This is a genomic window from Haloarcula sp. CBA1122, from assembly GCF_009741785.1.
GTDB classification, from domain to species: Archaea; Halobacteriota; Halobacteria; order Halobacteriales; family Haloarculaceae; genus Haloarcula; species Haloarcula hispanica.
This window is the reverse complement of sequence record NZ_WPCB01000006.1, coordinates 89,958-116,285: the sequence shown is the minus strand read 5'-3', so window position 1 is coordinate 116,285 and position 26,328 is coordinate 89,958. Positions and strand designations below refer to the sequence as shown.

The window sequence follows — 26,328 nt, the reverse complement described above, 5'->3', positions numbered from 1 at the left end:
TGCGGTCGACCTCGATGGTCGACCGGCCACACGTCGGTCTCGTCGTCGGCAAACGCGGGTCGGGGAAGACGTACACGCTCGGCGTCCTCGCCGAGGGCCTGCTGGCTGCCGAGGGGGTCGCGCCGGTCGTCGTCGACCCGATGGGGGCGTTCACGCCACTTAGCGCCGCGGACGTGTCTGCCACGGTGGTCGACCCCAGCGTTCGCGCGGACGCGCTCGACCCGCGCCAGTGGTGTACGGTGCTCGGCCTCGACCCCGAACGGGGCGCGGGCGCGCTCGTGTGGCGAGCGGCGAGCGAGCGTGCGACGCTTGGCGGGATGCGTTCGTGGGTGGCCGATGCCGATGTGGCGGCGAGCACCGCCCGCGCGGCGACGAACCATCTCGCGCTCGCCGCGTCCTGGGGCGTCTTCGAGCCTTCGGGTATCGAGGTGGAGACGCTGTGCAGCGACGGCCTGACCGTGCTCGATATGTCGGAATTCGCTTCCCGACCGGCCGGTGCGGTCCTCGCCGCTGTCGCGACCGCGCTGTACGATGCCCGGGTGACTGACCGGACGGACCGACTGCCCTGGCTGCTGGTCGACGAAGCCCACGCGTTCACCGACGGCGTCGCCCGGCGTCCGCTCCGTCGGCTCGTCACCCGGGGCCGCCAGCCCGGCGTGAGTTGTGTGCTCGCGACACAGCGACCTAGCGCTGTGCCACCGACGACCGTCTCACAGACGGACCTGCTCGTCGCCCACCGACTGACGAGTACGGCAGACATCGACGCGCTACAGGCGGCCCAGCCGACGTATCTCGACGGCGATTTCACGGCTCGACTGCCAGAGACGACCGGCGACGCGCTCGTCGTCGACGACGATACTGAATCCGTTCATCATGTAACGGTCCGCGAGCGGCGGACGCCCCACGGCGGCGAGACGCCGCGAGCCAGCGATCTCAAAGCAGACAGGGAGCACGAAGCTCGTACAGGGGGTTCTGAAATCTGATGGTCCGGCACGAATCACACGATCTGTACGACGCCCCAGGCCAATCCGATCCCGGCCAGCGCACAGGCGAGGTTGGCGACGGCGTTGAGTACGGCCAGCGCCACGTAGCCGTCCTCCCATAGCCGCACCGTCCCGACCGAAAACGAGGAAAACGTCGTGAACGAGCCACACGCGCCGACACCGACCAGCAGCGCTGCATCGCCGGTGACGCCAGCAAACGTCAGCAGTCCGAGGACGAAGCTCCCGATGACGTTCACCGTGAGCGTCCCGAGCGGGAACGTCTCTCGCTGGACAGCCCCCGCCAGGTAGTGACGACAGAGCGCGCCGATAGCGCCGCCGGTCCCGACCAGATGCGCCGGCTCGATAGCGACCATCAGCGGCCACCTCCGGCGAACAGCCGGACGGCCTCACGGCCGACGAGGACACCGGCAAACCCCAGAGCGTAGCTGCCGACGATGTTCGCGACAGCCCACTCGGGCGTTAACACCGTCTCCACTGCGAACGTGCTGTAGGTGGTAAACGACGAGATGAAGCCGGTCGACGCGGCCAGTTTCGTCTCGCTGGCCAGCGCACCGACCTGCAGCCCTTCGTACACGAGCACGCCGAGCGCGAAACTGCCGCAGACGTTGACCAGCAGTGTCCCCTGTAACCCCGGAACAAAGAGGCCGACGAAGTACCGGAGGTTCGAGCCGGCGAAGCCCCCCAGACCCACAAGGACGATAGTTTCGACCGTCACCAGTGGGTGGGTGTCTGCCATCTTCACTCCCCAAGTATCTCCGCTAGCCGCGCTTCACCGAGCGTGTCGACGAGCTGTGCGAGTTCGATAACCCGTTCTTCGCCGAGCGCGTCGACGAGTTCACGGATCTCTGCCGGGTCGAACGTTCGGGCGACGTAGCCGAGGTTCTCCACCATCCGCGTCGTCCGGTCTAGTGTCTCTTCGTCGGGTCGTAGCGTTAGCGGCCGGTTCGTGAACTTGCCGTTTTCGTTGAAGTAGCAGAACCGTAACTCGGCGGTGTCGCTGTCATCCGGATCGACGATCTGCAAGACACCGTACCCACTGTCCCACTCGTCCAGTTCGACCTCGAGCAGCGTTTCGTAACGGGTCATACGACCTGCTTCCGATCACGCCGACTTATAGGTTGGCATCTGAAGAGACTCACAAGCGGTTAAGATTGCTATCCACAATAAAACAGTAGTATAAGAGAGAGAAACCTCCTCTCCCTCCCGTCAATCCTTCTGTATCGGAATAATATTGGTACAGGTGTTATTCCGGAATCGACTGTCAGTCTGTGCGCTGTCTGCCGTGTCTCATCGCCGTCGAGTCTGGCGTGTCCGCCCGCACTCGGGGCGCCAAGTGTGTAATTTGGTTTTCGGCAATGAAATTATTTTTATATCCGCTCCGACTACAGCAGACCAATGCCAGAATCAAAGCAAGGATCTAGTGTCGCCCATTTTGATGTCACCAATATCGGTGGGATCGACGAGACATCAGTCGATATTCCACCGGGTGTGACGGTGCTGACGGGAAAGAACGCCACAAACCGGACGTCGTTTCTGCAGTCTATTATGGCGGCAATGGGGAGTACGCAGGCCACGCTGAAAGGCGACGCCGACGAGGGGAGCGTTGCCCTCACGTATGGGGATGAGGTGTACGAACGGACGCTCACGCGGGCGGGGGATGCTGTTCAGTTTGACGGCGACGGCTACCTCGACGACCCCGAGGTCGCCGACCTGTTCGCGTTCCTCCTCGAAACCAACGAGGCGCGCCGGTCCGTGGCTCGTGGCGACGATCTCCGCGAGATCATCATGCGGCCGGTCGATATCGACGCGATCCGTTCGGAAGTCGAACAGCTGGAAGCGGAGAAAGGCGACATCAACGACGAACTCGCCACGGTTGAATCCCGCCAGCGCGACCTTCCGGACCTCGAACAGCGCCGGACCGAACTCCGCGAGCAGATCGAGGAGAAGCGCGAGGAACTGGCCGAGCGCGAGGAGGAGATCGACAACAGCAGCCGGGACATCGAGGAGAGCCGTCAGGAACAGGACGTCCTCGAAGAGAAACTCGACGAACTCCGCTCGACGCGGTCGGACCTCGAATCCGTCCGGCGGGACATCGAGGCACAGGAGGAGAGCATCTCCTCGCTGAAACGCGAACGGTCCGACCTCGAAGACGAACTGGACGAACTGCCGGAGACGCCGATGGGCGACCAGCAGCACCTCGAAGACGAGATCGCAAGCCTGCGCGACCAGCGCCAGCGGCTGAACAGCGAGATCTCCGACCTTCAGAGCCTCATCCAGTACAACGAGGAACGGCTCGAAGAGGAAGACTACGACGTCATTCAGTCACTCGAAGACGCGCCCGAAGGCTCCGACGGCGCGGTGACGGAGCAACTCCTCGAAGGCGAGGACGAGGAATCCGTCGTCTGCTGGACGTGTGGCTCGACGGTCGACCGCGAGCAGATCGAAGACACCGTCGACCGCCTGCAGGACCTCCGCCGGGGGAAGGTCGAGGACCTCAACGACATCAAGTCGGAACTCGACGATCTCAAGACCGACCAGCGCGAGGCGGAAAAGAAGCAGCGCCGTCGCGAGAACGTCGAGCGGAAGATACAGGAGACCGAAACGGAGATCGAACGCCGCGAAGAGCAGATCACCTCGCTGAAGGAGCGACGCGAGGAACTGACTGACGACGTCGAGTCGCTGGAAGACGAGGTCGACAACCTCGAATCCGAGGACTTTGACGAGATCCTCTCACTACACCGGGAGGCAAACCAGCTCGAGTTCGAGATCGACAGCCTGGAATCCGACCTCGACGACGTATCAGCCGAAATCGAAGAGATCGAGGAGATGGTCAAGCGGGCCGACGACCTCCGCGAGGAACGCGACGCCCTCGTTGAGGAACTCACCGACAAGCGGACGAAAATCGACCAGATCGAGGCTAACGCTGTCGACGAGTTCAACGAGCACATGGACGCTATCCTCGGCATTCTGGAGTACGAGAACCTCGAACGCATCTGGATCGAACGCGTCGAGCAGACCGTCCGCGAGGGGCGCCAGAAGGTCGACCGAACGGTGTTCGAACTCCACATCGTCCGGACCACCGAGAACGGCGCGGCTTACGAGGACACCATCGAGCACCTCAGCGAGAGCGAGCGCGAAGTGACCGGGCTCATCTTCGCTCTCGCGGGCTATCTGGTACACGACCTCCACGAGAGCGTTCCGTTCATGCTGCTCGACTCGCTGGAGGCCATCGATTCGGCGCGGATCGCCGAACTCGTCGAGTACTTCGCCGACTACGCCGAGCATCTCGTCGTCGCCCTCTTGCCGGAGGACGCGCAGGCGCTGGACGACGACTTCAACCGCATCACCTCAATCTAACCCCGTAGTCTTTTAGTTCCGGTTACCGTACGTGGGAACAACAGATGGCGAATACGACAGACGCCGGCCGTCGAGCAAAGTCGCTCGGCTCATCGACGAGTACGAACTCGATGGACTCGGTGCGGAGATGGAGGCCCGCTGGACGGGCGACGGTGAAGAGCGCATGAGCCTTCGTGACCTCGCGGAGTTTTTCAACAAGCGCCTCCTCGAACGCGAGTTGGTCGATGCGGGCCTGAGTGCCCTCGAAAGCGACGTGGAATCGACCTACGAGAACCTCACCGGTGACGACATCAGCACAGGTGTCAGGACCGACACCGTCAACCGACTCGAACGCAACGGCGTCGACGTCGATGGTCTCGAAACCGATTTCATCACCTACCAGGCTATCCGGTCGTATCTGAAGGAGTGGCGCGGCGCGGAGTACCAGGGGCTGTCCGACGACGAGAAGATCGAAAAGGACCTCGAGAGCATTCAGCGGCTACTGACCCGAACGCTGTCGGTCACCGACCAGCGCATCGAGAAACTACGCGATACGGGCCGCATTGACATCGAGGACTTCGAGGTGTTTCTGGACGCGCAGGTGCTGTGCCAGTCGTGTGGCAGCCAGTACGCCGTCGCGGAGTTCTTCGAGCAGGGCGGTTGTGAGTGCCAGCAAGACTGAGTTACCACTCTACGTCTTCCCTGACTGTCGGGATAGACTCAACGATTCGAAAACGTCGAAACAATCGACAGAGTTTGTGAAACACAACAAAGTAGAATATACGGTAGCTACGGGTAGTCGCAGAACCAGAATCGTACTACTGTTCCGGAACCCCGACTGCGAAACTGCCTACTGGCTCACACAGGGCTGAAGGCGTCGGGGGCCATCGGAACGGACATGGACCCAGCCGAGCTCCGAGCGTCGATTCCGGCACTCGAACGGTGTACGTACTTCAACACGGGGGCAAGCGGGCCGACGCCGCGCCCCGTAGTCGACGCTGCGACGGCGTTTCTCGAACGCCACGCCTTCGATGCACCTGCCGGCGACGGCCCTTACACGGTTGCGTGGGACGCTATCGCGGCGGCCCGCGAAGTCGTCGCCGGCCACATCGGAACCGAGGCCGCCAACGTCGCGTTCACTCGCAGTACCGCCGATGGGGTCAACATGGTTGCAGGGGCTATCGACTGGCAGCCCGGCGACGTAGTGGTCCGGACCGACCTCGAACACCCCGCCGGAACGCTCCCGTGGGACCGGCTGGCCGACACCCACGATATCGAGGTCCGCGTACTGGAAACCGAGGGTGGTCGGCTCGACATGGCTGACGTAAAAGACGCCGTGGCCGACGCCAGACTGGTGGCGCTGAGTTCGCTCACCTGGACACACGGGACCAGACTTCCGGTCGGGGATGTCGTCGACGTGGTCCACGACGCCGGCGCACAGGTGCTCGTCGACGCCGTCCAGTCCGTCGGGCAACACCCCGTCGACGTGACCGAGTGGGGCGCGGATTTCGTGGCCGCAGCGGGGCACAAGTGGTTGCTTGGTATCTGGGGCGGCGGGTTCCTCTACGTCGACCCCGACGCCTACGACCGACTGCGCCAGACTCGCATCGGCTACCGGAGCGTCGAGAATCCCACTGGGGACGGATACGAGTACTACCCGGGCGCGCGCCGGTTCGAGGTCGGCACTACCTCACCGGTCCCGTACGTCGCGCTCGCGAACGCCATCGAGACGGTCGAGGCCGTCGGATTCGATACGATTCAGGCCCGCGTCGAACGGCTGACCGACCGGCTCAAGGACGGCCTCGGCGACCGGCTGCTGAGCCCCCGCGACTACGAGTCGGGACTCGTGACGTTCACTGCCGACGACCCCGAGGCGACCGTCGAGCGACTCGCGGCCGAGGGTGTCATTATCAGGTCACTCTCCCACCCCGAGGCGCTTCGGGCGTCGGTCCATGCGTTCAACACGGCTGACGATGTCGACCGCTTGCTCGACGCGCTGTAGTTCTCTCAACGCATCCCGCCTCGACTGTGGCTCTCACTGGCCCGGACTTTATTGCCCCGGCCAGCCGTTCACGCCCGTATGGAGACACGCCCTGTCGTGACGTGCTTCCTACGCAGCGATGGCGAGGTGTTGCTGTTGCGCCGGAGCGATGCAGTCGGCTCGTATCAGGGCCAGTGGAGCGGGGTCGCGGGACACGTCGCCGACGACGCCGGGCGAGATCGGGACCCGGAGACGGCCGCACGGGCCGAAATCGACGAGGAGACCGGGCTGGTCGACGCGGTGACGCTCGTCCGGCAGGGCGACTCGTTTCGGGTCGCTGACGACGACCGGGGCGTCGATGGGTCGTTCATCCGTTCCTGTTCGACTGCGAGGCCCGCACAGTCGCGACTAACGAAGAGACGACCGAGACTGCGTGGGTCCACCCACCCGACATACTGGTCCGCGAGACGGTCCCGCGGCTGTGGACCTCCTGGGACCGCGTTCGCCCGCGAGTGGCGACAGTACGCGAGGACCGGACCCACGGCTCGGCGTGGCTGTCGCTCCGGGCACTGGAGGTGCTGCGCGACGAGGCCGCCCTGGCCGATGCCGGACGGTCTGACGACCTGGAGACGGCCGAACGGGACGGTGACGGCTGGGACATGCTCGCTGCCCTCGCCGCTGAAATCCGCGAAGCGCGCTCCTCGATGGTCGTCGTCGCGAACCGTCTCAACCGAGCGATGGCTGCCGTGACCGATGAATCGCCAGCGGCTGTCGAGCGGGCGGCGACCGAAACGCTGAATCACGCGGTGACCGCCGACCGCGTCGCCGCCGCCGTCGCCGCCGAGCACGTCGGTGACCGCCTCGCGACGCTGTCTCGCTCCGGGACAGTCCGTGCAGTGGTCGACGCCGCTGCCCCAGCGGCCGTGCTCGTCGCCGAGTCACGGCCCGGCGGTGAAGGCGTTGGCGTCGCGGAGACGTTCGCCGACAGCGCCGCGGTGACGCTGACTACTGACGCAGCGTTCGGTCACGAACTGGATGTGTGGAATGCCGACACGCTCGTCGTCGGGGCCGACCGAGTTCTTCCGGATGGCCGCGTGGTCAACAAAGTTGGAACCTGCCCAGCAGCTCTGTCGGCGGCCGCCGCGGCCGTGGACTGCTACGCCGTGTGTGCCACGGACAAGATCGCGCCACGCGCTGCGTGGGGCCGAGAAGAGCGGGAGCCAGAGGAGGTGTACGACGATGACGCCGACATCGCTGTGTCCAACCCCACCTTCGACCTGACGCCGGCATCGGCAGTGACGGTCGTCACCGAACGCGGCGTTCTGGGGACGGACGACATCGAGGAGATCGCCGAGGCCCACCGGGAGCGGAGCGGGTGGGCCGACGGTGGCTAACGCCGATCTTTCGCCCGCTCACTGCTCGTCTAACACGACCGGGACGCCGGCTTCGGCTACGTCGGCAGCGAACTCGCGGGAGTCGGCTTCGAGGTTGGAAAAGGTGTTGTAGTGGACCGGCATCACGAGGTCCGGGTCGATGGTCGCGGCCAGCGAGGCGGCCTCGTGGCGGTCCATGGTCGCCCGCGGGCCGATAGGCGGACACAGCAGCGATACCTCAAGGGTCCGATGCCCCGGCAGTACGTCCGAATCGCCCGGATAGAACGCTCTGGTCCCCTCGACGGCGATCATGAAGCCACAGCCGAAGCCCTCCGGGTGGTAGGGCGTTCCATCGGGGAGCGTATGCGGGCCGTCCGGTTCGTTGTACGCCGGCGTCGACCAGATCGGTACGTCCTTGACCGTCGTTTGCGATTTCATGCCGACTTCGACCACGTCGTAGGGCAGTGAGGACAGCGGCGGGAGGTCCCGGTCGCCCACGCGCTCGTCGATACCCTCGTAGGCGACGATGGTCGCGTTCTCGCTCGCGACGCGCTCGATGCCGTCTGGGTCGTAGTGGTGGACGTGGGTCACACACACCACGTCGCCGTCTTCCGCGCGGTAGTCGCTGCTTGGCGGGTGGCCGATACCGTCCGTGTGGGGCTCCCATTCGCCGGTGAGCACGCCGTACCGGCCCGGGTCGACGTACACCACCGTGTCGTCGCTGGCGAACCGGAGCGTCGCGTACCCCAGCCAGTCGACGATCAGCCCGTCGTGTCGAACTGTCATTAGGTGTCCGTACACGCTACACCCTGAATAAGGCCGCTACTCGCTGGCGTCGCCCCCATCAGAAGATATACCCGGCCACTGTCCGTTTGCTTGCCCGTGCGAAACTTCCACATCACGACGGTCTGGGGGATTCCGATACGGGTCAACGTCTCGCTGCTGATTTTCCTGCCGGTGCTGGCCTGGATTATCGGTAGCGGGGCTCAGATATCGGTGTACGCCGGCATCGTGAGCGCTCTCTCCGGCGTGACGCTCGACCTCACGGTGCTGACCGCGGGCCAGACGCCGTGGCTCATCGGCACCGCCGCGGCGGTGGGTCTGTTCGCCAGCGTCGCACTGCACGAACTGGGCCACGCCTGGGCGGCGATGCGCTACGGGCTCCGGGTAGAGTCGATCACGCTCTGGATTCTCGGCGGCCTTGCCAGCCTCGAATCCATGCCCAAGGAGTGGAACCGGGAACTCGTCATCGCGCTGGCCGGCCCGGCCGTGAGTATTCTGACCGGGCTCGCCTGCTACGCCGCGCTGTTTGCCCTGCCGGCGGGCGCGCAGGTGACGCTGTTCGTCGTCGGCTGGCTGGCCGTCACCAATCTCTTCCTCGCCGTGTTCAATATGCTGCCGGCGTTCCCGATGGACGGCGGCCGCGTCCTCCGGGCGCTGCTCGCGCGAAAGCGACCCTACGCGACGGCGACTCGCATCGCCGCTCGTATCGGGACCGGGTTCGCCGTGCTGTTCGCCGTCGTCGGCGTCCTCTCGTTCAGCCCGCTGTTGTTGCTGCTCGCGCTGTTCGTCTACGGTGCTGCGTCGAGCGAATCCCGCACGGTTGCCCTGGCCGCCCTGCTGGAAGGGCTGACCGTCGACGACGTGGCCAGCCCGCTCGACGCGACTATCGAGGCCAGCGCCAGTATCGAGGACCTCGTCGACCGGATGTTCGCCGACCGGCGGACGGAGTTCGCTGTCACGCGCGGCGGCGACGTGGTCGGCGTCGTCACCGTCGGCGATTTCAGGGAACTCTCGAAGGCCGAACGTGAGGCCGACACCGTCGCCGACCTGATGGAGACCGACCTGCCGCGCTTTGCCTCGGAAACTGCCGCTTTCGACGTGCTCGTCGAACTCGACACCGCCAGAGCCACCGCCGCCTTCGTCGACGGCCCCGAGGGGACCCGTGTGGTCTCCCGCGAGGACTTCTCCAGTGCGATGGAGATGCAGCGGCTCGTTGGGTCGCCGGAACCGTTCTAACACAGCGTTTACTCGCTCGAATATGGTCCCTACCAGCTAGAAGGCGCTACCTGAAGCCGGCTGGACAACCTGGGCGAGCCGGGGTTTTCCGATTCTGTACGGAGACGACGCCAGAACCTGAGACGCCACCTCCCGACTGCCGGTACATCCAAGAGGGGGCGACGTCCACTACTCGACAATGCAAACCGGGTTCGTCGAACTGTTTGTCGACCTCGTCGGCACCGACCCGCTCATAAACGGCCTCGTAGGTGGGACCATCATCGCGACGATGAACCTCTTCGGCGCGTCGCTCGTGCTGGTCTGGCGTGACCCCTCGGAGCGGGCGCTGGACACGGCGCTCGGGTTCGCCGCCGGCGTGATGCTGGCCGCCGCGTTCACGAGCCTTATCATCCCCGGCATCGAGGAGTACTCGGGCGGGAACCCGATTCCGACACTCGTCGGTGTCGCACTGGGGGCGCTGTTTCTCGACCGCGCGGACGGCCTCGTCCCGCACGCCCACTACCTCCTGACCGGGAGCCGGCGGTCGGACGCCGCCAACCCCAGCCAGGACCTCTCGATTGACGAATCCAAACTGACGGGCGTCATCCTGTTTATCCTCGCGATCACGCTGCACAACATCCCGGAAGGGCTGGCCGTCGGCGTCGGCTTCGGCGCGGCCGCCGGCGACCCGCTCCGGATCGGGGGCGCGCTCTCGCTGATGCTCGCCATCGGCATCCAGAACATCCCCGAGGGGCTGGCCGTCTCCGTCGCAGCGATCAACGCTGGTCTGGACCGTCGGCTCTACGCCGTCTTCACCGGGATTCGTTCCGGCGTCGTGGAAATCCCGCTCGCGGTGCTCGGCGCTGTCGCCGTCGTGACCGTCGAACCGCTCCTGCCCTACGCGATGGGGTTTGCGGCGGGCGCGATGCTGTTCGTGATTTCCGACGAGATAATCCCCGAGACCCACCAGCGCGGCTACGAGCGCGTCGCGACGCTCGGACTGATGGCGGGCGTCATCGTCATGCTGTACCTAGATATCGCGCTCGCAGCTTGAGTCCTGTTTCGTATCTGCTATTCCTCGTAAGGCCAGTTCGGGTCGCGGTCGAGGCCGGTCGGCTCCTCGCAGTCCCCGGCCTCGTCGGGGGAACACGCCCCGTGTTCGCTGAAGTTCTCGCGCGCTTCCGTCAGCGACACATGGTTCGTATCGCTGACGAACTCCGCGTCGCCGAACTGGATTGGGTCGTCGAGCCAGTGACACACCGGACACATCTCGTACGACCCGGGCCGCCCCTCGGGGAGTGTCTGGTAGCCACAGCACGGGCAGTAGCCCAGCTCCCGTGCGGCTGGATTACCGGGCGTCTCGGTTGACATATTTCGTGGTATGTGTCTTCACACCATAGAATTACCGACCCGTAGCGGTGCACGCTGAGACGAACAGACTACTCCGATTGCGCGTCTTCGACCTTCCCGGCGTACTCCTCCAGTTCGGCGGCGAGTTCGCGTGCCTGGGCCGCCGACAGCGTCACTGAGTCCGCGTGTGGCTTCACTGCGTCGAGATCGGTGTTGTCCATCTCTAACTGGAGTTCGACGTGGTCCGGGTTCTTCCGCGGCGCGGTCACGTTCAGCACGGCCAGGGCCTCCTCCTCGAAGCCGTGGCCCTCTACCTCACCGTCGAGCAGGTCGAAGGTCGTGTACGCGTTGACCTTCATGATGCGGTCGACCATACCGCGTGTTCGCGGGCCCGAGACTTAACGCCCGTTACTCGGCTGCGGTCGCGCCTTCGTAGTCGACCCGTTCGGCGTCCGCCGCCGCGCGGTCGATGGCCCCGTCGAGGTCGAACTCCCTGACGATGTCTCCGTCACGAATCAGTGGGTCCAGTAGCGATTCGGCGTCCTCCGGCGCGTCGCGGTCGGCCAGGCCGATGTGGTGGCCGCCGTCGGCGGTACGGTACACCGATTTTGTGCCGGTAAGCTTCCCCCGCTTGGCCGCCGGCTCGCCGTCCAGTTCCACGATATCCAGCGCGAAGTCCAGCGGATCGGCGTTGGCGACGTAGCCCCCGACGCCGAAGCCGTCGGCCACGTCCCGTAGCTCCCGGAGCGTCGTCGGGGTAAGTCCGCCGGAGAGGAACAGGTCCACGTCCTCGTGGCCGTGGGCGTCCAGCGTCCAGCGAACCTCCCGGACGATGTGGCGGAAGTCCCCGCGGCGGGATCCAGTCGTATCCAGTCGGACGCCCGCGAGGTCGTCGACGGCTTCCGCTGCGCGGAGCGCCTCGTCGACCTCGTCGCTGTAGGTGTCTGTCAGCGCGATGCGGGGCGTCTCCTCGGGGACGGCGGCGTCGAACGCCTGCCACGCCTGTTCCTGATTACCGCGGCCGAAACAGATCATGAGCGCGTGGGGCATCGTCCCACCAGCGTCCCGGTCGATGACCTCGCCCGCAGCGACGTTCGAGATACCGTCGAGACCGCCCAGCAGCGCCGAGCGCTCGATCATCGCCGCTATCGACGGGTGGACGTGACGCGAGCCAAAGGAGAGCACCGTCGACTCCGGTGCGGCGTAGCGGGCCTCTAGCGCCCGCGTCGCGATGCCTGTCGGATGCGAGAGAAAACCAAGGAGCGCCGTCTCCAGGCGACAGAACTCCCGGTACGGCCCCTCGATTCGCATTACCGGGCCGCCGTCGAACAGTTGTCCTTCGGGGAGCGCGTCAACGTCGACGCTCCGTCCTTCAAGCAACTCGGCGGCGTCTTTCAGCCCCGCCAGCAGCTTCCACTGCCCCGTCGCGAACTGGTTCGCCGTCACTTCGGCGACCACGTCCGGGTTCTTTCCGGCGTGTTCCAGCGTCTCCATTGTCCGGTCGAAGTAGGCGTCGGTCGCCCGCCCCTCGCGAATCGCCTCTGGCGAGACGACGTCGAACTCCTCGGTCATAACACGGTGTTTTCAGTGTGGCGAAAAAAGCGGTCCGGTCGGCGACTGGCCCTCAGGACTCCGCTGGCTGGTGAATCTCGTCGAGATCGCTCACTGTCGGGCCGTTGACGATGCGGACGGTCTTGCCGGACCGGACGACGCGGAAGGCGTCGTTGAACTGGTCGTCCGCTGGGACGACGTAGACGTTACTCCGGGGCTGGCTGGCGTCGTGTTCCTCGGTCAGTGCCGCCCGATACGCCTGTGCGAACTCGCTGGCGTCCTCCTCGGTATCCCAGCGGATCTCCCAGACGTAGCCGTAGCCGCCGGAGCCGTTGCGGTAGGGAACGACGAGATCACCGCCCCAGCACGCCGACATCTCGCTCTCGTAGCTGTAGCGGTCGCCCTCCGTCTGGCCGTTGTGGTACATCATCGCGTAGATCGAGGTCTCCCCGACCGTGTCGCCGACCGGGTCGTGGTCGAAGCGGCTCCACTCGTCGGTCGAGCGGTCAGCGACGCTGACGTTCACGGGCTCTTCGTCGGGATATTTCTCCGGATGGAGCACCTGCTCGGTGCTGTCGGGGAAGTCGTCGTGGAGGGCGTCGACGGCGTCCCAGCCGCCGTCAGCGCGCACCTGGTCGACGAACCGCGGCCCGGTGACGTACGGCTGGTAGAGGACGGTGAACAGCCCCTCGTTGTAGCTCGGCTGCTGGCTGGCGTCGTCTCCGTCGCTGCTTCCGCCGTCGTCACTGGTCCGGTCCGGGAGCGCGATACAGCCCCAGCCGTCACCACAGCGGCGCTCGTAGAGGATGCGGACGTAGTTGGCCTCGCCCTCGGTGACGCCCTGCCGTGACAGTTGCGTGTCCTGCGTCTCCGCGGAGCCGTTCAGCCCGAAGTGCTGGTCCTGCAGGGCGTGAACGAGTTCGTGTGAGAGCGTGCGCCGGTCGATCTGTGGCGTCTCCGTCGGGCTGACGATGACGATTTCGTCCTCGCTCGGTGAGTAGTATCCCTGGACCGTCGTCGAGAGCGTGTCGTCGATTTCGTCGCTGCTACCGGAGTCCTCGCCGATGAGCAAGAGCGCTTCCCACACCTGGTCGTTCCAGGGGTCCTGTGGACGACTGCTGCCGCCGCCCTCGTTGCCCCCGGACCGGTTCTGGTACTCGGCCCGGGAGATGACCGAAACCGGGACTGGCTCTTTGAATTCCAAGTCACGGACCTGCTCGACGCGGGCCATCGTCCGGGCGACGACAGCCTCTCGCTCCGTCTCGTTCAGGCCGTCGTCGGTCGTCACCGACACCGAGTCGTCGTACCAGTAGCCGCTCTCGTAGCCGATGGCATCGTCACCGGTCGGTGTTGCAGGGTGGTCGCTGCCGCCGAAGGATGGGACCGTACAGCCCGCCAAGACGACCGCCAGCGCAATGAGCAGTTCCTTACGCATCGTGGACCTCGTCGAGTTCGTCGGCTGTCGGCGCGTTCACGACGGTGACCGTCTCCCCATCGACTCTGACGGCGACAGCGTCGGTGTAGGGGCTATCTTCCTCGATGACCCAGTGGCCCTCCGCGGTTCTGGTACCGCCCCAGTGGGCGATGACCGCTTCCCAAGCGTCAGCGAACTCGCGGGCGTCGGCCTCGCTGTCCCAGGTCTCTTCCAGACGTAGGCCGTCTCGTCGCCGTTGTCGTAGATGTGCATCCGGCCGCCCTGCCAGCCGTCGGTGGCGGGCAGGTCGTAGTTGTACGGGTCGTCGCTGTCCAGCGATCCGTCCTCGTAGTTGATGACGTCACGCGTCCGGACGACGCTCGACTCGTTGTAGTCATCGGCGATGGTGTACGCCATCGACCCGGCGATGGCAGAGGGACCGACGACGGCGTAGTCGGGCCGGTCCCGGTCGGTCGAGGGTCTGACCCGCTCCCAGTCGTCGCTGGACCGGTCCGCCAGCGAGACGGACTCGGGTTCCCATTCGGGGTAGCGCTCGGGGTAGGTCACTTCGGCGGCCCCGTCGGGATAGTCGTCGTAGGCGTCGTTGACAGCACTCCAGCCGCCGCGTTCTCGGAGGGCTCCAATCAAGCCGGGACCGTCGCTGTAGGGGAAATACTGCATGAAGTTGATGCCGAAGTGACGGTCGCCGCCGCCACCGCCGCTCTGGGCGGGCCTGTCGATACAGCGCCATTCCTCGCCACAGCGGTCGGTGTAGGTCTGGGTGACGGCGACGGCGTCGCCTTCGACCATTCCGTTTCGACCCTGCACCTGATCCCGCGTCCGCGCGTCACTTTCGAGGCCGAAGTGCTGGTCCTGCAGGGCGTGGACGAGTTCGTGGGCCAGCGTCCCCCGGCTTATCGTCGGCGTCTCGGAATCACTGACGATGACGATTTCACCGCGCTGGCTGCTGTAGTAGCCAAGCACGCTCTCCCCGCGGTTGCTGTTCTGGACGGCGATGGAGTCGCGGTCCTCGCCGATGAAAAACAGCGCCTCGAACTTCGCGTTGTCGAACCGACGCAGCGAATCGCCGGTTTCGCCGCCGCCCGTGTTGTTTCGATACTCGGCTCGCGAGACGACGGAGACCGGCACTGTCTCCTCGAACTCCAGCCCGCGAATCCGCTCGACGCGGGCCATCGTCCGGGCGACGACGGCTTCCCGCTCCGTCTCGTTCAGCCCGTCCCCGGTTGTTATCGACAGCGATTCGTTGTACCAGTAGCCATTCTCGTAGCCCAGCCGGTCCGTCGCAGGCGCTGGCGGGGCGGAGTCGTTGCTCCCGTAGTCGGTCGCGGGCTCACTTGGCGTCAGGTCGTCGCCACCAGTTTCCGTCTCGGGCGACGCACTGGGTGCCTGACAGCCCGCCAGTAACAGCACAACGGCACAGAGAACGACGAGGGCGAAAGGGCGGCGCATCTACCTTTACGCTGGGTTACCACAGTGAAAAGTCACACGCTAATCGCGGGAACGTTCGTCGGTCAGAAAGACTGCTCGTGTTTGTTCCCGCCGTCCGAAATTCACCGTGGGAGTAACTTTCGTAGTCGCGCCCTCCCAAGGTCCCGCATGGAACTCGACCCAGCACAGACCGCTCTGGTCGTCGTCGATATGCAGAACGGCTTCTGTCACCCCGATGGAAGCCTCTATGCACCGGACAGCGAAGCAGCCATCGAACCCTGTGCCGAACTCGTCGACCGCGCCCGTGAGGCCGGCGCGAAAGTCGTGTTCACTCGCGACGTGCATCCGCCCGACCAGTTCGAGGACACCCACTACTACGACGAGTTCGACCGATGGGGCGAACACGTCGTCGAAGGTTCCTGGGAGACCGAACTCGTCGAGGACCTCGACCCGCAGGACGAGGACCTGACCGTGGTCAAGCACACCTACGACGCCTTCTACCAGACGGAACTGGAGGGATGGCTCGACGCCCACGGCGTCACGGACCTGGCTATCTGTGGCACGCTCGCGAACGTCTGCGTGCTCCACACCGCCTCTAGCGCCGGCCTGCGGGACTACCGCCCGATCCTCGTCGAGGACGCCGTCGGCTACATCGAGGACGACCACCGCGAGTACGCACTAGATCACGCCGACTGGCTGTTCGGCGAACTGACCGACCGGGGCGAACTCGCCTTCGCCTGAGATGGGGGCTGACCCATTCGCGGCGACATGGCCGAGGTCAAGGAAGGTCCCGAGTACGACCTGGACTTCCGCGCACATCCCGAGCGGTACGACAAATCGTAGTTACAGAGACGCCTCGTCACCGGTCGTGGCCTGCTCGATAGTCACCTGCACCTCGTCACCGACGGCGAGGTCGATGGTCTCACCGACGAGCTTCGCGCCGAAGCGTTCGCGGCCACAGAACAGCGCGATGCCGGTTATCGGTTCGCCGTTTGCCAGGACGGTCAGGTCGTCCCATGTGACCGTGCGGCCGTCCGCTGTCCCGACGTGCTGGCCTGCAAGGGCTGCGGCGTCGGTTCCGTCACGGCCCAGCAGCCCGCCTCCGAAGTAGTGTGGGAGCCCGCCGTCGAGGACTCCGGAATCGCCGCCGTCGGCGTCGTTGGCGATGCCGACGAAGGATTCACCAGGTGCCGGATGAGCAGGTTCGTCAAGTCGGACCCACGTTTCGCCGCCGGCGACGACGGTGCCGGTCCCGTCCCAGGAAAGCGGCGTCACGTCGACAGCCACGTCGACCGGCAGCGACCCCGACGCCCGGTAGGGGTTCGCGTCGGGATCACGGAAGCCGAGGTGGATGTGGTTCGGGACCCACGGCGCGAAAAAGCCCGCTCGGACCAGCGCTCCGAGGTCGTCGCCGACGGCCACCGTCTCGCCGGGTTCGACGGCGGGGTCGACATGCAGCAGCCGTGCCACAGTGTCGCCGGTGTCGACCAGGATGAGATGGTCGTGTTCGGCGGCGTAGGCCTTCGGCGGGGCCTGCACCGTCTTCGTGTCCAGCACTTCGCCGGCGCCGGCGACGGCGCGCGCTCGCCGTCTGGGTAGAGGTCGATGGCACACCCCTTGTCGTGGGCGTCGAACGGCGAGTTGTACAGGGAAAAGCGGTAATACTGAAAGAGTACGCCTCGCGGTATCGTGACGACCATCGGCGGCGATTAGGCGTGTGTCGGTATGGCTCTGTCGCCCGAGAGTTCAAGACCCATGCCGAGGCCACCGGTTCGTGTGCGCTGACGACGACCGCGGCGGGGACAGCGGGAGCGCGACACGTCCCGCCGCGACGGCCATGTGTCGCCTGTTCGCTATCCACCGCTGAGGGGTATCTGCTTGACCGGCGGACCGTTTTAAGCCCGAGGAGCCATACGGTCCGCTATGCGTCTGCTACGGGGTCGCACCGCCGACCCGGAAACCGACTTCGAGCGGACCCGCGAGATGGCCGAGACGGTCGCCGAGGACCGCGAGCCAGCCCTGCGAGCCTGGCGACCGCACAGACAGGTCGCATTCGGCCGCCGTGACACGAACAGCGACGGCTACGACCGAGCGCGCCGGGCCGCTCGCGACCGGGGCTACACCGTCACCGAGCGCGCCGTGGGGGGTCGCGCCGTCGCCTACACCGGGTCGACTGTCTCGTTTTCCATCGCCGTCCCGACCGATGACCCGCGAGGGTCTATCGATGACCGCTACGAGTGGGCCAAAGCCGCTGTGAAGCGCGCGCTCGACGACTGCGGCGTCACCGCTCGGACGGGCGAACCGGACGCCTCTTTCTGTCCGGGGAGCCACTCGCTGCAGGCCGATGGCAAAATCGCGGGGCTCGCACAGCGCGTCCGCCAGTCCGTCGCTGTCGTCGGCGGCATCGTCGTCGTTCGGGACCACGAGGCTATCGCCGAGGTGCTGGCTCCCATCTACGAGGCAATCGATGTCCCGTTCGACCCCCAGAGCGTCGGGAGCGTCGCCAACGCTGGGGGAACCGACGACCCCGAACAGGTTATCGTGGCGCTGGAGCGGTCGCTGGCTGACGGCCCCGACGTGTCGGTGAGCGCTATCCGAGAGACTTAGGGGTGCGCCCGGCCGACTGGGCGTATGCTCATCCGTAACGCGACGCTGCCGGACGGCCATCAACGCGATGTCCGGGTGCGTGGCGAGTCCATCGTCGAAGTCGGCCGCGACCTCGACGCATCCGACCAGCACGTCATCGAAGCGACTGGCAAGCGTCTGTTCCCGGGAATGATTGACGCTCATGTCCACTTTCGCCAGCCCGGCTACCCGCACAAGGAAACGTGGGAGACGGGATCACGGTCGGCGGCGGCCGGCGGCGTCACGACGGTCGTCGACCAGCCAAACACCGACCCGCCGACCGTCGACGGTGAGGCGTTCGACCAGAAAGCCGAGTTCGCCGCCGACTCCGTCGTCGACTGGGGTATCAACGGCGGCGTCACGGCCGACTGGATTCCGAACGTCCTCCTGCGCCGTCGCCTGTTCGCACTCGGCGAGGTGTTCCTCGCGGATTCGACCGGCGACATGGGTATCGAGGCCGACCTGTTCGCCGACGCGCTGGAGGCCGCTGCTGACACCGACGTGCCGGTCACGGTCCACGCCGAGGACGCCGACTACTTCAACGACGATGCCAAGGCTCGCGACGACGCCGACGCATGGAGTGCGTTCCGGACCGCAAAGGCAGAAGCGGAGGCCGTCGAGCGGGCCTGTACAGTCGCGAAAGAACACGACGCGACCATTCACATCGCTCACACCTCCACGCCGGAGGGCGTCGACATCGCCAGCGAGGCCGGAATGACGACCGAAGTGACGCCCCATCACTTGCTGCTCTCTCGGCGCGACCTCTCGGAACTGGGGACGTTCGGGCGAATGAATCCGCCACTGCGCCGCGAGAAGCGCCGCCAGAAGCTCTACGAGCGTGTCGTCGACGGCACCGTCGACATGATCGCGACGGACCACGCGCCACACACCCGCGAGGAGAAAGACGCCAGCATCTGGGACGCGCCGTCGGGTGTTCCCGGCGTCGAGACTGTCCTCCCGCTCCTACTAGCCGAAGCCCGGGACCCGGACAGCGGGCTCACCTACGAGCGCGTTCGGGACCTCACTGCACGCAACCCGGCCGACGTGTTCGACATCCCACAGAAGGGTGCCATCGAAGCCGGCAAGGACGCCGACCTCGTGCTCGTCGACACGACCGAGACGAGTGAGATCAGCGGTGCGGCGCTCCACTCGAAATGCGACTGGACGCCGTTCGAGGGCCACGATGCGGTGTTCCCTGAATGGACGATGGTCCGGGGGACGGTCGTCTACGAGCGCGGCGACGCGTTGGCTGACGATGCAACGCCGCAGGAAGACGTGTTCTACGACCATCAGGGCGAGAACGTCCGCGGCGCGGACAGCGAGCGGCTAGAGTAACGCCGCGACGACTGAGGTCCCGACCATTATTCCGCCGCCACCGCCACAGAGTCGGGCCATCGCCCGCCGGGAGTCGCGTTCGGTCCAGTTGCTTCGCGTGTCCATGTGTTCCTGCATGGCTTCGATGCCGCGGCCGGCGAGTATCGACCCCGACCAGCCCAGCAGGCCGAAGCCGAACACGAGCGCACCGATGGCGAACACCGTCGCTTCACTCGACCGTGCATCACCGGTGTAGAGCGTCCAGCCCGCCGTTCCGAGGCCGCCAAGTACCAGCCCAACGACCAGGCCGCTCCCCACCAGTCGTGCCCGGGCCGCAACGTACTGCCGGAGTCGGGGTGGGTCACCGCTCTGGGCCATCAGTCGATCGCGTCGCGCATCCGCGGGTCGAGCGCGTCACGCATCCCGTCACCGAGCAGATTGAACCCGAGGACGGTGATAGCGAGGAACAGCCCCGGGAAGAAGGAGAGCCACCACTCACCAGTCAGGAGGCCGTTCTCGACGCCTCGGGAGAGCATCAGGCCCCACGATGGCGTCCCGGCCTGTGCGCCGAATCCGAGGAAAGACAGCGCCGCGAGGTCGATGATGGCGAGCCCGAAGTTCAGCGTCGACTGGACGGTGATCGGCGCGAGCGTGTTCGGCAGGATGTGCCGGACGAGCACCCGCGGGTCGGTCGCGCCGAGCGCAACTGTCGCGTCGACGTACTCGTCTTCGAGCACTTTGAGCGCGGCTCCGCGGACGACCCGAGCGAACCGCGGCGTGTACACCAGCACGAGCGCCACCACGGCCCGCCAGAGCCCAAGGTCTCGCGGGAAGATGGCGACCAGCGCAAGTGCGAGCAACAGCGGCGGGAACGCCAGTAGGACGTCCATCGTTCGCATGATGACGTTGTCGGTCACGTCGCCGTAGTACGCCGCAATAATACCCAGGCCGACACCGACGGTAGTCGATGTACCGACGGTAATCGTCCCGAACTTCAGGGCCAGCCACGCGCCGTACAGGCTCCGCTTGTAGATGTCACGGGCCGCCGCGTCCGTCCCGAACAGTTGTTGATTCGCGGGCGCGGGACCGAGCCAGCCGGGCGGTGCGCGGTCAGCGATCTCAGTACCGAGCTGTGAGCTGGCAAGCGCGCCGAGGTCGTAGGTCACGCGGGCGTAGATGGCGACAGCGGCCATGCCGAGGATGATCGTCAGCCCGACGACGGCGAGGCGGTTCGTCAGCAGGTCGGCGAGGAACGGGGACGCCCGCAGGCGTCCCAGCGTGCCCCGTGTCTCGGTGTCCGTACTCATTGTTGAATCCGTGGGTCGAGATAGCTGTATGTGACGTCGACGAAGAGGTTCACGAGCGTAAACAGCAGGGCGAAGGTGAGCACCGTTCCCTGTACGACCGGGTAGTCCGAGACGCCGATGGCGGTGACGATAGTCAGCCCCATCCCGTTGATACCGAACACGGTCTCGGTCAGGACTGCCCCGCCCAGCAGCGTCCCGAACTGGATACCGATGACGGTGACGACCGGAATCAGCGCGTTCCGGAAGCCGTGTTTCATCAGCGTGATTTTCGCGCCCTGACCCTTCGCCCGCGCGGTCCGGATGTAGTCCTGCCGGATGACTTCGAGCATCGAGGAGCGCATCATCCGCGAGATCAGTGCCGTCGAGTAGACGCCGATGACCACCGCCGGCAGGAACAGGTGATGCGCCGCCGAGAGGAAGGCCTCGGTGTTCCCGAGCAGTATTGTATCGACTGTTATCATCCCGGTAAGGGGCAGCTCACGGCCGAGCAGCGTCCAGGTGTCGGGCAGAAATAGCGTTGAGGCGATACGCCCGCTGGTCGGGAACACGTCAAGGTACGTCGAGAACAGCAGGATGAGCAGCGGACCGGACCAGAATATCGGGACGGAAATACCCGTCAGTGCTCCGATTCGGGTGACGTGGTCCGTCAGCGAATCCTGCTTGACCGCGGAGATGATGCCCAGCGGCAGTCCGAGCAGGATACCCGCTGCCTGGCCGTAAATCGCGAGTTCGAGCGTGATCGGGAGTCGGTCGGAGATGACCGAGCGGACGCTGTTCCCGCGGCTAATGCTGTAGGACTGTCCGAAGTCGAACCGTGCTGCGTCCCACAGGAAGGTCAGGTACTGCTCCCAGAGCGGCCGCCGAAGTCCCAGTTCAACACGTATCTGTTCGAGCTGTTCGGCCGACGCTCGCTGGCCGGCGATAATGATAGCCGGGTCGCCCGGAGCCAGGTGGAGGATCGCGAAGACGACTGACGCGACGCCGAACAGCACCGGGATGAGCAACAGCAGTCGCTTGATGACGAACCGTGGCGGTACCACCGGCTCAGCCAGCCTGAAAAGAAACTGTGTCCAGTTCATTCGGAAGTTCCCTTGAAGCGCTACTGCAGTTCGACTGTGTTAAGATACGGGCCACCTACGGAGCTGATCGTGTAGGTGTCTTCGACGACAGCCTCGTTGACCGCCCGGAGCGTCTCGGCGTAGTCGATGAACACCCACGGGGACTCGTCGTAGGCTATCTGGCTGGCCTCTTCGTACATCGTCTCGCGGTCGCTCTCCGCGTAGGTCTTCTGGGCTTCCCGGACCAGTTCCATGTAGTCGGCGTTGGCCCAGCCGGACACGTTGAGGGTGTTGTACCCGTCGGCGTCGAAACTGACCCAGTCCTGCCCGTCGGGGACGGCGTCCATCTCGACCTGTGGGTCCAGCAGGACGTACAGGAAGTTGTCCGGGTCGGCGTTGTCGGTGTACCAGCCGAGGAAACACGCGTCGTGTTTCCCGGCCGACGTGTAGTCCAGATACGGCCCGAAGTTGGAGAACTGGTTGATGTTGACCGTCAGACCGATTTCCTCCAGGTCAGACTTCACCTGGTTCGCCGTGTTGACCGGGCTGGGGTTGTATCCGCGAGGGTTCGAGAACGTCGCGAGTTCGAACTCGAAGCCGTCGCCGTAGCCCGCCTCTTCGAGCATCGACTGGGCCTTCTCCTTGTCCGTCGGATACGGATCGAGGTCGTCGTTGTGCCCGAGCACGTCCGGTGGGAGCGCTGGGAGGCCTGGGTCGCAAAGCCCTGGTAGATCTGGTTGACGATGGCCTCGGTGTTGACGGCGTGGGCGATGGCCTGGCGGACCTGCCGGTCCCGGAACGCTCGAACCGCGCCATGTTCATCGCCATGTAGCCGTGGTTGATGCCGTCCTTCCGCAACAGCGTCGCCGTCCCGCTTTCCTCGGCGCGCTGGAAGCCGGAGGAGTCGAGGTTGTCTGTGATGTGTGAGGCCCCGTTGATGACGTCCTGCACTCGCGTGCTGTTTTCGGTGATGGTCTTGAAGATGACCGTTCCGACGTTCGGGCCGTCGCCCCAGTAGTCGTTGTTGGCCCGCAGTCGGATGCGCTCGTTCGGGTTGTCGAGCGTATCGAACTGGAAGGCCCCGGTGCCCGCGGGTTCGCTTCCGAGGTCGGCCTGATTGTCGCCCATCGATTCGATCTGGGCTTTCGAGAGGACTGCCGAGGCGAACATCGCGAGGTTCCGAAGGAACGGCGCGAACTGCTGTGTAAGCTCGATTGTCAGCTCGTAATCCTGGCTCGCGTCGACGCTTTCGATCCAGTCGCCGAGCGTGAACGGACCGTACCCCGACCGGGTATCGTCGCCGAGGTAGTACTCGTAGTCGCTCTGGGTGAACCGCTGCCAGGTTGCCTTGAAATCTGACGCGGTGAACTCTTCGCCGTTGTGGAAGGTTACACCTTCGCGAAGCGTCAGCGTCGCGGTAGTTCCCTCGAGAGTGTAGTCGGTCGCGAGCGCGTCTTCGAGTTGGCCGCCGCTCCCGGCCGCGAACTGGATGAGGGTATCAAACACCTGATTGGTGACCTTCGCCACCTCGCCGCTGGTCGACTGCTGTGGGTCGTAGTTTTCCGGGTGGTCACCGCGGGCGTACACGAGCGTCTGGTCGCTTCCGCCGTCCCCGCCGTCGCTACCAGTGCCGTCGCCACCGTCTCCACCTTCGGTTCCGCCACCATCGCCGCCGTCGCCGGAACAACCTGCGAGCGTTGCGGCTGCCGCGGCACTGCCGGCCGCGGTAAGGAAGCTCCGTCTGTCCAGAGAATCACCGGATGACATGGAACTTTGTTCAAACAGATATATTATAATTGTACCGGATAGATCAATGATTCTGCTATATATATGTTGATAGTTATGTGCAGCTAAGTAATATTATTCAGTTACTGCTTTCGTCCTCCTGTTCGTAGAGGTGACACGCTGCTGGGTGGGAGTCCGGTTGCAGCTCGGGGTGCTGTGTCTCACAGACGCTTTCGAATCGATCCCGTAGCGCCGACGCGGCGGCGTCCCAGTCCTCGTCCGCGAGATGCTCAATCGACGTTTCGACGACGCGGCGGTTCTCTCCGGTCAGGCTCGTTTCGAAGAACCGGTCGACCATCGTCTGTTTGAACGCTGCCATCGGTACCTCTCCCCTGCCGCTCGGGGGCTCGGTAAGGTCTGCGCCACCGTCCGTCGCCGCTGTGGCACTGTCGGCTTTTCGGGCCTGCTTCCGAACTGCATCGATGGCGATGGCCTCGTCCTCGACCCGTTGCCGGTAGTCCATTACCTCGCGGTACATCTCCTGTTCGATGTCGATGTCGGGCGGGATGACTTCGGGACAGCGTGTCCGGAAGTGACAGCCCGACGGCGGGTCGATCGGCGACGGAACGTCGCCTTTCAGCAGTATCCGGTCGGCCTCCACGGTCGGGTCCGGTTCCGGGATCGCCGACATGAGTGCCCGCGTGTAGGGATGTTTCGGGTCCGCGAACAGGTCCGGCGTGTCGGCGACTTCGACCACCTCACCGAGATACATCACCGCGACCCGGTCACAGATGTGGCGAACCACGCTCAGGTCGTGGGCGATAAACAGATACGTTAGGCCGAACTCATGCTGGAGGTCCTCCAGAAGGTTGATTATCTGTGCCTGGACGCTCACGTCCAGCGCCGAAACGGGTTCGTCACAGACGATGAAATCGGGGTCGACGGCGAGCGCGCGAGCGATGCCGACCCGCTGGCGCTGTCCGCCTGACAGTTCGTGCGGGTAGCGGTCGTACTGGTCCGGATCGAGCCCCACCGCCTCCATGAGGTCGGCCACGCGGTCGACCCGCTGTTCCCGGCGTGAGCCGTCACCGGTGTCTTCCGGCAGGTCGTGGATCTTCAGCGGCTCCATGATCGTCTGGCCGACTGTCATCCGCGGGTCGAGGCTGGACATCGGGTCCTGGAAGATCATCTGCAGGTCCCGACGGACTTCCCGCAGGCCATCCTTGTCGAGGTCCGCGAGGTCTTGGCCGGCGAAGACCACGGTCCCGTCTGTCGGTTCTAGCAGTCTGAGGATGGTCCGGCCAGTCGTCGATTTCCCACAGCCGGACTCGCCGACGAGCCCCAGCGTCTCGCCCTCGTAGATATCCATCGAGACGCCGTCGACGGCCTTGACCGACTCCGGCTCGCGCCCGATGTACTTGTCGAGCAGGTCGTCGGCCCGCGAGAAGTGTTTTTTCAGCCCGTCGACCTCCATGAGCTGTCTGTCCGTTCGCGTCGTCTCCGTCGCGGCGACGCCGGCGTCGCCAGTACCGTATTCGTCTGTATCGAACGATTCGAGGATACATTTCGAGCGGTGGGTGACGTCGTCCGGCCCGTGCTGGAGATACGGAATCTCGCCCTCGCGACACTCGGGCTCGGCCCACGGACAGCGGTCAGCGAAGTGGCACCCTTCGGGCATGTCGATGAGGCTGGGAACGTTTCCTTCGATTGGAGTCAGCCGCTCCGTTCCCTCGCCCGGTATCGATTCCAGCAGCGTGTACGTGTAGGGATGTGACGGGTTCTGGAATATCTCCTCGACCGGCCCCTCCTCGACGATTTCGCCGGCGTACATCACGGCGACGCGGTCGCAGGTCTCGGCGACGACGCCGAGGTCGTGCGTGATGAACAGGACCGACATCCCGAGGTCCGCCTGGAGGTCGTCGATGAGGTCCAGAATCTGTGCCTGGATAGTCACGTCGAGCGCCGTCGTCGGCTCGTCGGCGACGAGCAACTTCGGGCGGCACGCCAGCGCGATGGCGATGAGGACGCGCTGGCGCATCCCGCCGGAGAACTCGTGGGGGTACTCGTCGACGCGGTCGGCCGGCTCCGGGATTCCGACCTCTTCCAGCAGCGAGATAACGTCCGACCGGATCTCCTCGTCCATCTCGCTGCCCCGGCTGAGCGAGGGCGTAATCTCCCGGACGGCGTTGAACCACGAGTCGTTCCGCTTGCTCCCGTAGCGGTGGAGGCGCAGGCTCTCCGCGACCTGCTCGCCGACCGTTATCGCGGGGTTCAGCGATGTCATCGGGTCCTGGAAGATCATCCCCATATCGCCGCCGCGGATGTCCCGCATCACCCGCTCCGGGGCTGCCGTCAGGTCGACGTAGCCGTCGGTGATCGTGACGGGCGCCTCGCCGCCCTCCGGAAGGGCCTTTTTCGGAGCTTTCCGAATGAACTGCTCGGCGAGCGTCCTGTCGTCAGCCGTCGTCGAAACCGAGTCGGGGACACGGTTCCGGTCGACCGTCGCCGCGTCGATGGTGATGAAACCGCTGTCGCTGTCGGCCGTCCGTACTGCCTTCGGATACTGCCGAGACAGCCGTGTGACTGTCTCAAGCGCGCCGAACCGGATCTCCCCGCCGGCGATGTGTCCGGGCTCGTCGACGATGTCCATTGCCGATAACGCTGTGACGGATTTCCCTGATCCCGACTCGCCAACCAGACCGACGGTTTCGCCCTCCCTGACAGTGAGGTCGATGCCGTCGACGGCTTTGACGGTGCCGCGGTCCGTCTCGAACTGGGTTCGGAGGTCAGATAATGTTAAGAGGTCGCGCATCTGTCGCCTTCTTCTCAAAATACCAGTAAAA

The 26,328-nt window shown here is 65.2% G+C and carries 20 protein-coding genes and 5 pseudogenes; 10 read left to right on the top strand and 15 right to left on the bottom strand.

Annotated features, from left to right (window positions below; translation table 11 throughout):
* The coding region (locus tag GJ630_RS04265) for an ATP-binding protein (RefSeq protein WP_191449433.1) at window positions 1–983 on the top strand (983 nt) is incomplete at its 5' end.
* Between the two features lie 14 nt (window positions 984–997).
* On the opposite strand, the gene crcB is transcribed toward GJ630_RS04265, so the two are convergent.
* From crcB to GJ630_RS04250, 3 genes are read right to left on the bottom strand one after another with little or no spacing between them, the layout of a single operon-like run.
* Window positions 998–1,357: a fluoride efflux transporter CrcB gene (crcB, locus tag GJ630_RS04260; RefSeq protein WP_014041381.1), complete on the bottom strand. Its 360-nt coding sequence runs from the start codon at window positions 1,355–1,357 to the stop codon at window positions 998–1,000.
* Window positions 1,357–1,740: a CrcB family protein gene (locus GJ630_RS04255; protein WP_023843421.1), complete on the bottom strand. Its 384-nt coding sequence runs from the start codon at window positions 1,738–1,740 to the stop codon at window positions 1,357–1,359. Before GJ630_RS04255 ends, crcB begins: the two co-directional genes overlap by 1 nt.
* 2 nt (window positions 1,741–1,742) lie before the next feature.
* Window positions 1,743–2,090, bottom strand: a complete 348-nt coding sequence (locus GJ630_RS04250; protein ID WP_008307758.1) for a hypothetical protein — start codon at window positions 2,088–2,090, stop codon at window positions 1,743–1,745.
* A gap of 309 nt (window positions 2,091–2,399) precedes the next feature.
* Here GJ630_RS04250 and GJ630_RS04245 point away from each other — a divergent pair, with 309 nt between their 5' ends.
* From GJ630_RS04245 to GJ630_RS04230, 4 genes and pseudogenes are all read left to right on the top strand, one after another.
* Complete coding sequence (locus GJ630_RS04245) at window positions 2,400–4,361, top strand: archaea-specific SMC-related protein (protein ID WP_050007466.1); 1,962 nt, start codon at window positions 2,400–2,402, stop codon at window positions 4,359–4,361.
* 44 nt (window positions 4,362–4,405) lie between these two features.
* Window positions 4,406–5,022 (top strand): annotated as a pseudogene (rdfA, locus tag GJ630_RS04240) (rod-determining factor RdfA).
* A gap of 216 nt (window positions 5,023–5,238) precedes the next feature.
* Window positions 5,239–6,342 (top strand): aminotransferase class V-fold PLP-dependent enzyme, encoded by a 1,104-nt coding sequence (locus GJ630_RS04235; RefSeq protein ID WP_014041378.1) that lies wholly within the window; start codon window positions 5,239–5,241, stop codon window positions 6,340–6,342.
* Window positions 6,343–6,420: 78 nt separating this feature from the next.
* Window positions 6,421–7,715, top strand: a pseudogene (locus GJ630_RS04230) (NUDIX domain-containing protein).
* 18 nt (window positions 7,716–7,733) lie between these two features.
* On the opposite strand, the gene GJ630_RS04225 reads toward GJ630_RS04230, so the two are convergent.
* Entirely contained in the window at window positions 7,734–8,480 is a 747-nt protein-coding gene (locus tag GJ630_RS04225) for an MBL fold metallo-hydrolase (protein WP_129755628.1), read from the bottom strand.
* A 96-nt stretch (window positions 8,481–8,576) separates the two neighbouring features.
* Here GJ630_RS04225 and GJ630_RS04220 point away from each other — a divergent pair, with 96 nt between their 5' ends.
* Window positions 8,577–9,713 carry a site-2 protease family protein gene (locus GJ630_RS04220; protein ID WP_371726941.1) on the top strand — a complete coding sequence of 379 codons (1,137 nt, stop codon included), beginning with the start codon at window positions 8,577–8,579 and terminating at the stop codon, window positions 9,711–9,713.
* Window positions 9,714–9,891: 178 nt separating this feature from the next.
* Window positions 9,892–10,746, top strand: coding sequence for a ZIP family metal transporter (locus tag GJ630_RS04215; protein WP_064288685.1), 855 nt, complete (start codon window positions 9,892–9,894; stop codon window positions 10,744–10,746).
* A gap of 17 nt (window positions 10,747–10,763) precedes the next feature.
* On the opposite strand, the gene GJ630_RS04210 is transcribed toward GJ630_RS04215, so the two are convergent.
* From GJ630_RS04210 to GJ630_RS04190, 5 genes and pseudogenes are all read right to left on the bottom strand, one after another.
* Window positions 10,764–11,063, bottom strand: a complete 300-nt coding sequence (locus GJ630_RS04210) for a CPCC family cysteine-rich protein (RefSeq protein ID WP_014041373.1) — start codon at window positions 11,061–11,063, stop codon at window positions 10,764–10,766.
* A gap of 68 nt (window positions 11,064–11,131) precedes the next feature.
* Window positions 11,132–11,416 (bottom strand): DUF6360 family protein, encoded by a 285-nt coding sequence (locus GJ630_RS04205; RefSeq protein WP_004590818.1) that lies wholly within the window; start codon window positions 11,414–11,416, stop codon window positions 11,132–11,134.
* Window positions 11,417–11,450: 34 nt separating this feature from the next.
* The gene (locus GJ630_RS04200; RefSeq protein ID WP_064288686.1) at window positions 11,451–12,614 is read right to left on the bottom strand and encodes a nicotinate phosphoribosyltransferase; all 1,164 of its coding nucleotides are present in this window, start codon (window positions 12,612–12,614) and stop codon (window positions 11,451–11,453) included.
* Between the two features lie 52 nt (window positions 12,615–12,666).
* Window positions 12,667–14,028, bottom strand: coding sequence for an Hvo_1808 family surface protein (locus tag GJ630_RS04195; protein WP_191449431.1), 1,362 nt, complete (start codon window positions 14,026–14,028; stop codon window positions 12,667–12,669).
* Window positions 14,021–15,477, bottom strand: a pseudogene (locus GJ630_RS04190) (Hvo_1808 family surface protein). Before GJ630_RS04190 ends, GJ630_RS04195 begins: the two are co-directional and overlap by 8 nt.
* 147 nt (window positions 15,478–15,624) lie before the next feature.
* Between GJ630_RS04190 and GJ630_RS04185 the strand changes: the two are divergent.
* A complete protein-coding gene (locus GJ630_RS04185; protein ID WP_014041369.1) occupies window positions 15,625–16,197 on the top strand; it encodes a cysteine hydrolase family protein in 573 nt (190 codons plus the stop codon).
* A gap of 102 nt (window positions 16,198–16,299) precedes the next feature.
* Here GJ630_RS04185 and GJ630_RS04180 read toward each other — a convergent pair.
* A pseudogene (locus GJ630_RS04180) lies at window positions 16,300–17,156 on the bottom strand (hypothetical protein).
* 223 nt (window positions 17,157–17,379) lie between these two features.
* On the opposite strand from GJ630_RS04180, the gene GJ630_RS04175 reads away from it, so the two are divergent.
* Together GJ630_RS04175 and GJ630_RS04170 are read left to right on the top strand one after the other, a co-directional pair.
* Window positions 17,380–18,063, top strand: coding sequence for a lipoate--protein ligase family protein (locus tag GJ630_RS04175; RefSeq protein WP_014041367.1), 684 nt, complete (start codon window positions 17,380–17,382; stop codon window positions 18,061–18,063).
* A 24-nt stretch (window positions 18,064–18,087) separates the two neighbouring features.
* A complete protein-coding gene (locus tag GJ630_RS04170) occupies window positions 18,088–19,416 on the top strand; it encodes a dihydroorotase (RefSeq protein ID WP_191449430.1) in 1,329 nt (442 codons plus the stop codon).
* On the opposite strand, the gene GJ630_RS04165 is transcribed toward GJ630_RS04170, so the two are convergent.
* From GJ630_RS04165 to GJ630_RS04145, 5 genes and pseudogenes are all read right to left on the bottom strand, one after another.
* Window positions 19,408–19,773 (bottom strand): hypothetical protein, encoded by a 366-nt coding sequence (locus GJ630_RS04165; RefSeq protein ID WP_014041365.1) that lies wholly within the window; start codon window positions 19,771–19,773, stop codon window positions 19,408–19,410. The genes GJ630_RS04170 and GJ630_RS04165 overlap by 9 nt on opposite strands.
* A complete protein-coding gene (locus GJ630_RS04160) occupies window positions 19,773–20,702 on the bottom strand; it encodes an ABC transporter permease (RefSeq protein ID WP_014041364.1) in 930 nt (309 codons plus the stop codon). Before GJ630_RS04160 ends, GJ630_RS04165 begins: the two co-directional genes overlap by 1 nt.
* Window positions 20,699–21,781 (bottom strand): ABC transporter permease, encoded by a 1,083-nt coding sequence (locus GJ630_RS04155; RefSeq protein ID WP_014041363.1) that lies wholly within the window; start codon window positions 21,779–21,781, stop codon window positions 20,699–20,701. The genes GJ630_RS04160 and GJ630_RS04155 overlap by 4 nt, the downstream gene beginning before the upstream one ends.
* A gap of 20 nt (window positions 21,782–21,801) precedes the next feature.
* Window positions 21,802–23,527: pseudogene (locus GJ630_RS04150) on the bottom strand (ABC transporter substrate-binding protein).
* A gap of 97 nt (window positions 23,528–23,624) precedes the next feature.
* Window positions 23,625–26,297, bottom strand: coding sequence for an ABC transporter ATP-binding protein (locus GJ630_RS04145; RefSeq protein WP_191449429.1), 2,673 nt, complete (start codon window positions 26,295–26,297; stop codon window positions 23,625–23,627).
* Between the last annotated feature and the right edge of the window lie 31 nt (window positions 26,298–26,328).

Bases quoted from the DNA above. Each gene is read 5' to 3' on its own strand.
- crcB (WP_014041381.1), bottom strand. From the start codon at position 1,357: ATGGTCGCTATCGAGCCGGCGCATCTGGTCGGGACCGGCGGCGCTATC.
- GJ630_RS04255 (WP_023843421.1), bottom strand. From the start codon at position 1,740: ATGGCAGACACCCACCCACTGGTGACGGTCGAAACTATCGTCCTTGTG.
- GJ630_RS04250 (WP_008307758.1), bottom strand. From the start codon at position 2,090: ATGACCCGTTACGAAACGCTGCTCGAGGTCGAACTGGACGAGTGGGAC.
- GJ630_RS04245 (WP_050007466.1), top strand. From the start codon at position 2,400: ATGCCAGAATCAAAGCAAGGATCTAGTGTCGCCCATTTTGATGTCACC.
- GJ630_RS04235 (WP_014041378.1), top strand. From the start codon at position 5,239: ATGGACCCAGCCGAGCTCCGAGCGTCGATTCCGGCACTCGAACGGTGT.
- GJ630_RS04225 (WP_129755628.1), bottom strand. From the start codon at position 8,480: ATGACAGTTCGACACGACGGGCTGATCGTCGACTGGCTGGGGTACGCG.
- GJ630_RS04215 (WP_064288685.1), top strand. From the start codon at position 9,892: ATGCAAACCGGGTTCGTCGAACTGTTTGTCGACCTCGTCGGCACCGAC.
- GJ630_RS04210 (WP_014041373.1), bottom strand. From the start codon at position 11,063: ATGTCAACCGAGACGCCCGGTAATCCAGCCGCACGGGAGCTGGGCTAC.
- GJ630_RS04205 (WP_004590818.1), bottom strand. From the start codon at position 11,416: ATGGTCGACCGCATCATGAAGGTCAACGCGTACACGACCTTCGACCTG.
- GJ630_RS04200 (WP_064288686.1), bottom strand. From the start codon at position 12,614: ATGACCGAGGAGTTCGACGTCGTCTCGCCAGAGGCGATTCGCGAGGGG.
- GJ630_RS04195 (WP_191449431.1), bottom strand. From the start codon at position 14,028: ATGCGTAAGGAACTGCTCATTGCGCTGGCGGTCGTCTTGGCGGGCTGT.
- GJ630_RS04185 (WP_014041369.1), top strand. From the start codon at position 15,625: ATGGAACTCGACCCAGCACAGACCGCTCTGGTCGTCGTCGATATGCAG.
- GJ630_RS04175 (WP_014041367.1), top strand. From the start codon at position 17,380: ATGCGTCTGCTACGGGGTCGCACCGCCGACCCGGAAACCGACTTCGAG.
- GJ630_RS04170 (WP_191449430.1), top strand. From the start codon at position 18,088: ATGCTCATCCGTAACGCGACGCTGCCGGACGGCCATCAACGCGATGTC.
- GJ630_RS04165 (WP_014041365.1), bottom strand. From the start codon at position 19,773: ATGGCCCAGAGCGGTGACCCACCCCGACTCCGGCAGTACGTTGCGGCC.
- GJ630_RS04160 (WP_014041364.1), bottom strand. From the start codon at position 20,702: ATGAGTACGGACACCGAGACACGGGGCACGCTGGGACGCCTGCGGGCG.
- GJ630_RS04155 (WP_014041363.1), bottom strand. From the start codon at position 21,781: ATGAACTGGACACAGTTTCTTTTCAGGCTGGCTGAGCCGGTGGTACCG.
- GJ630_RS04145 (WP_191449429.1), bottom strand. From the start codon at position 26,297: ATGCGCGACCTCTTAACATTATCTGACCTCCGAACCCAGTTCGAGACG.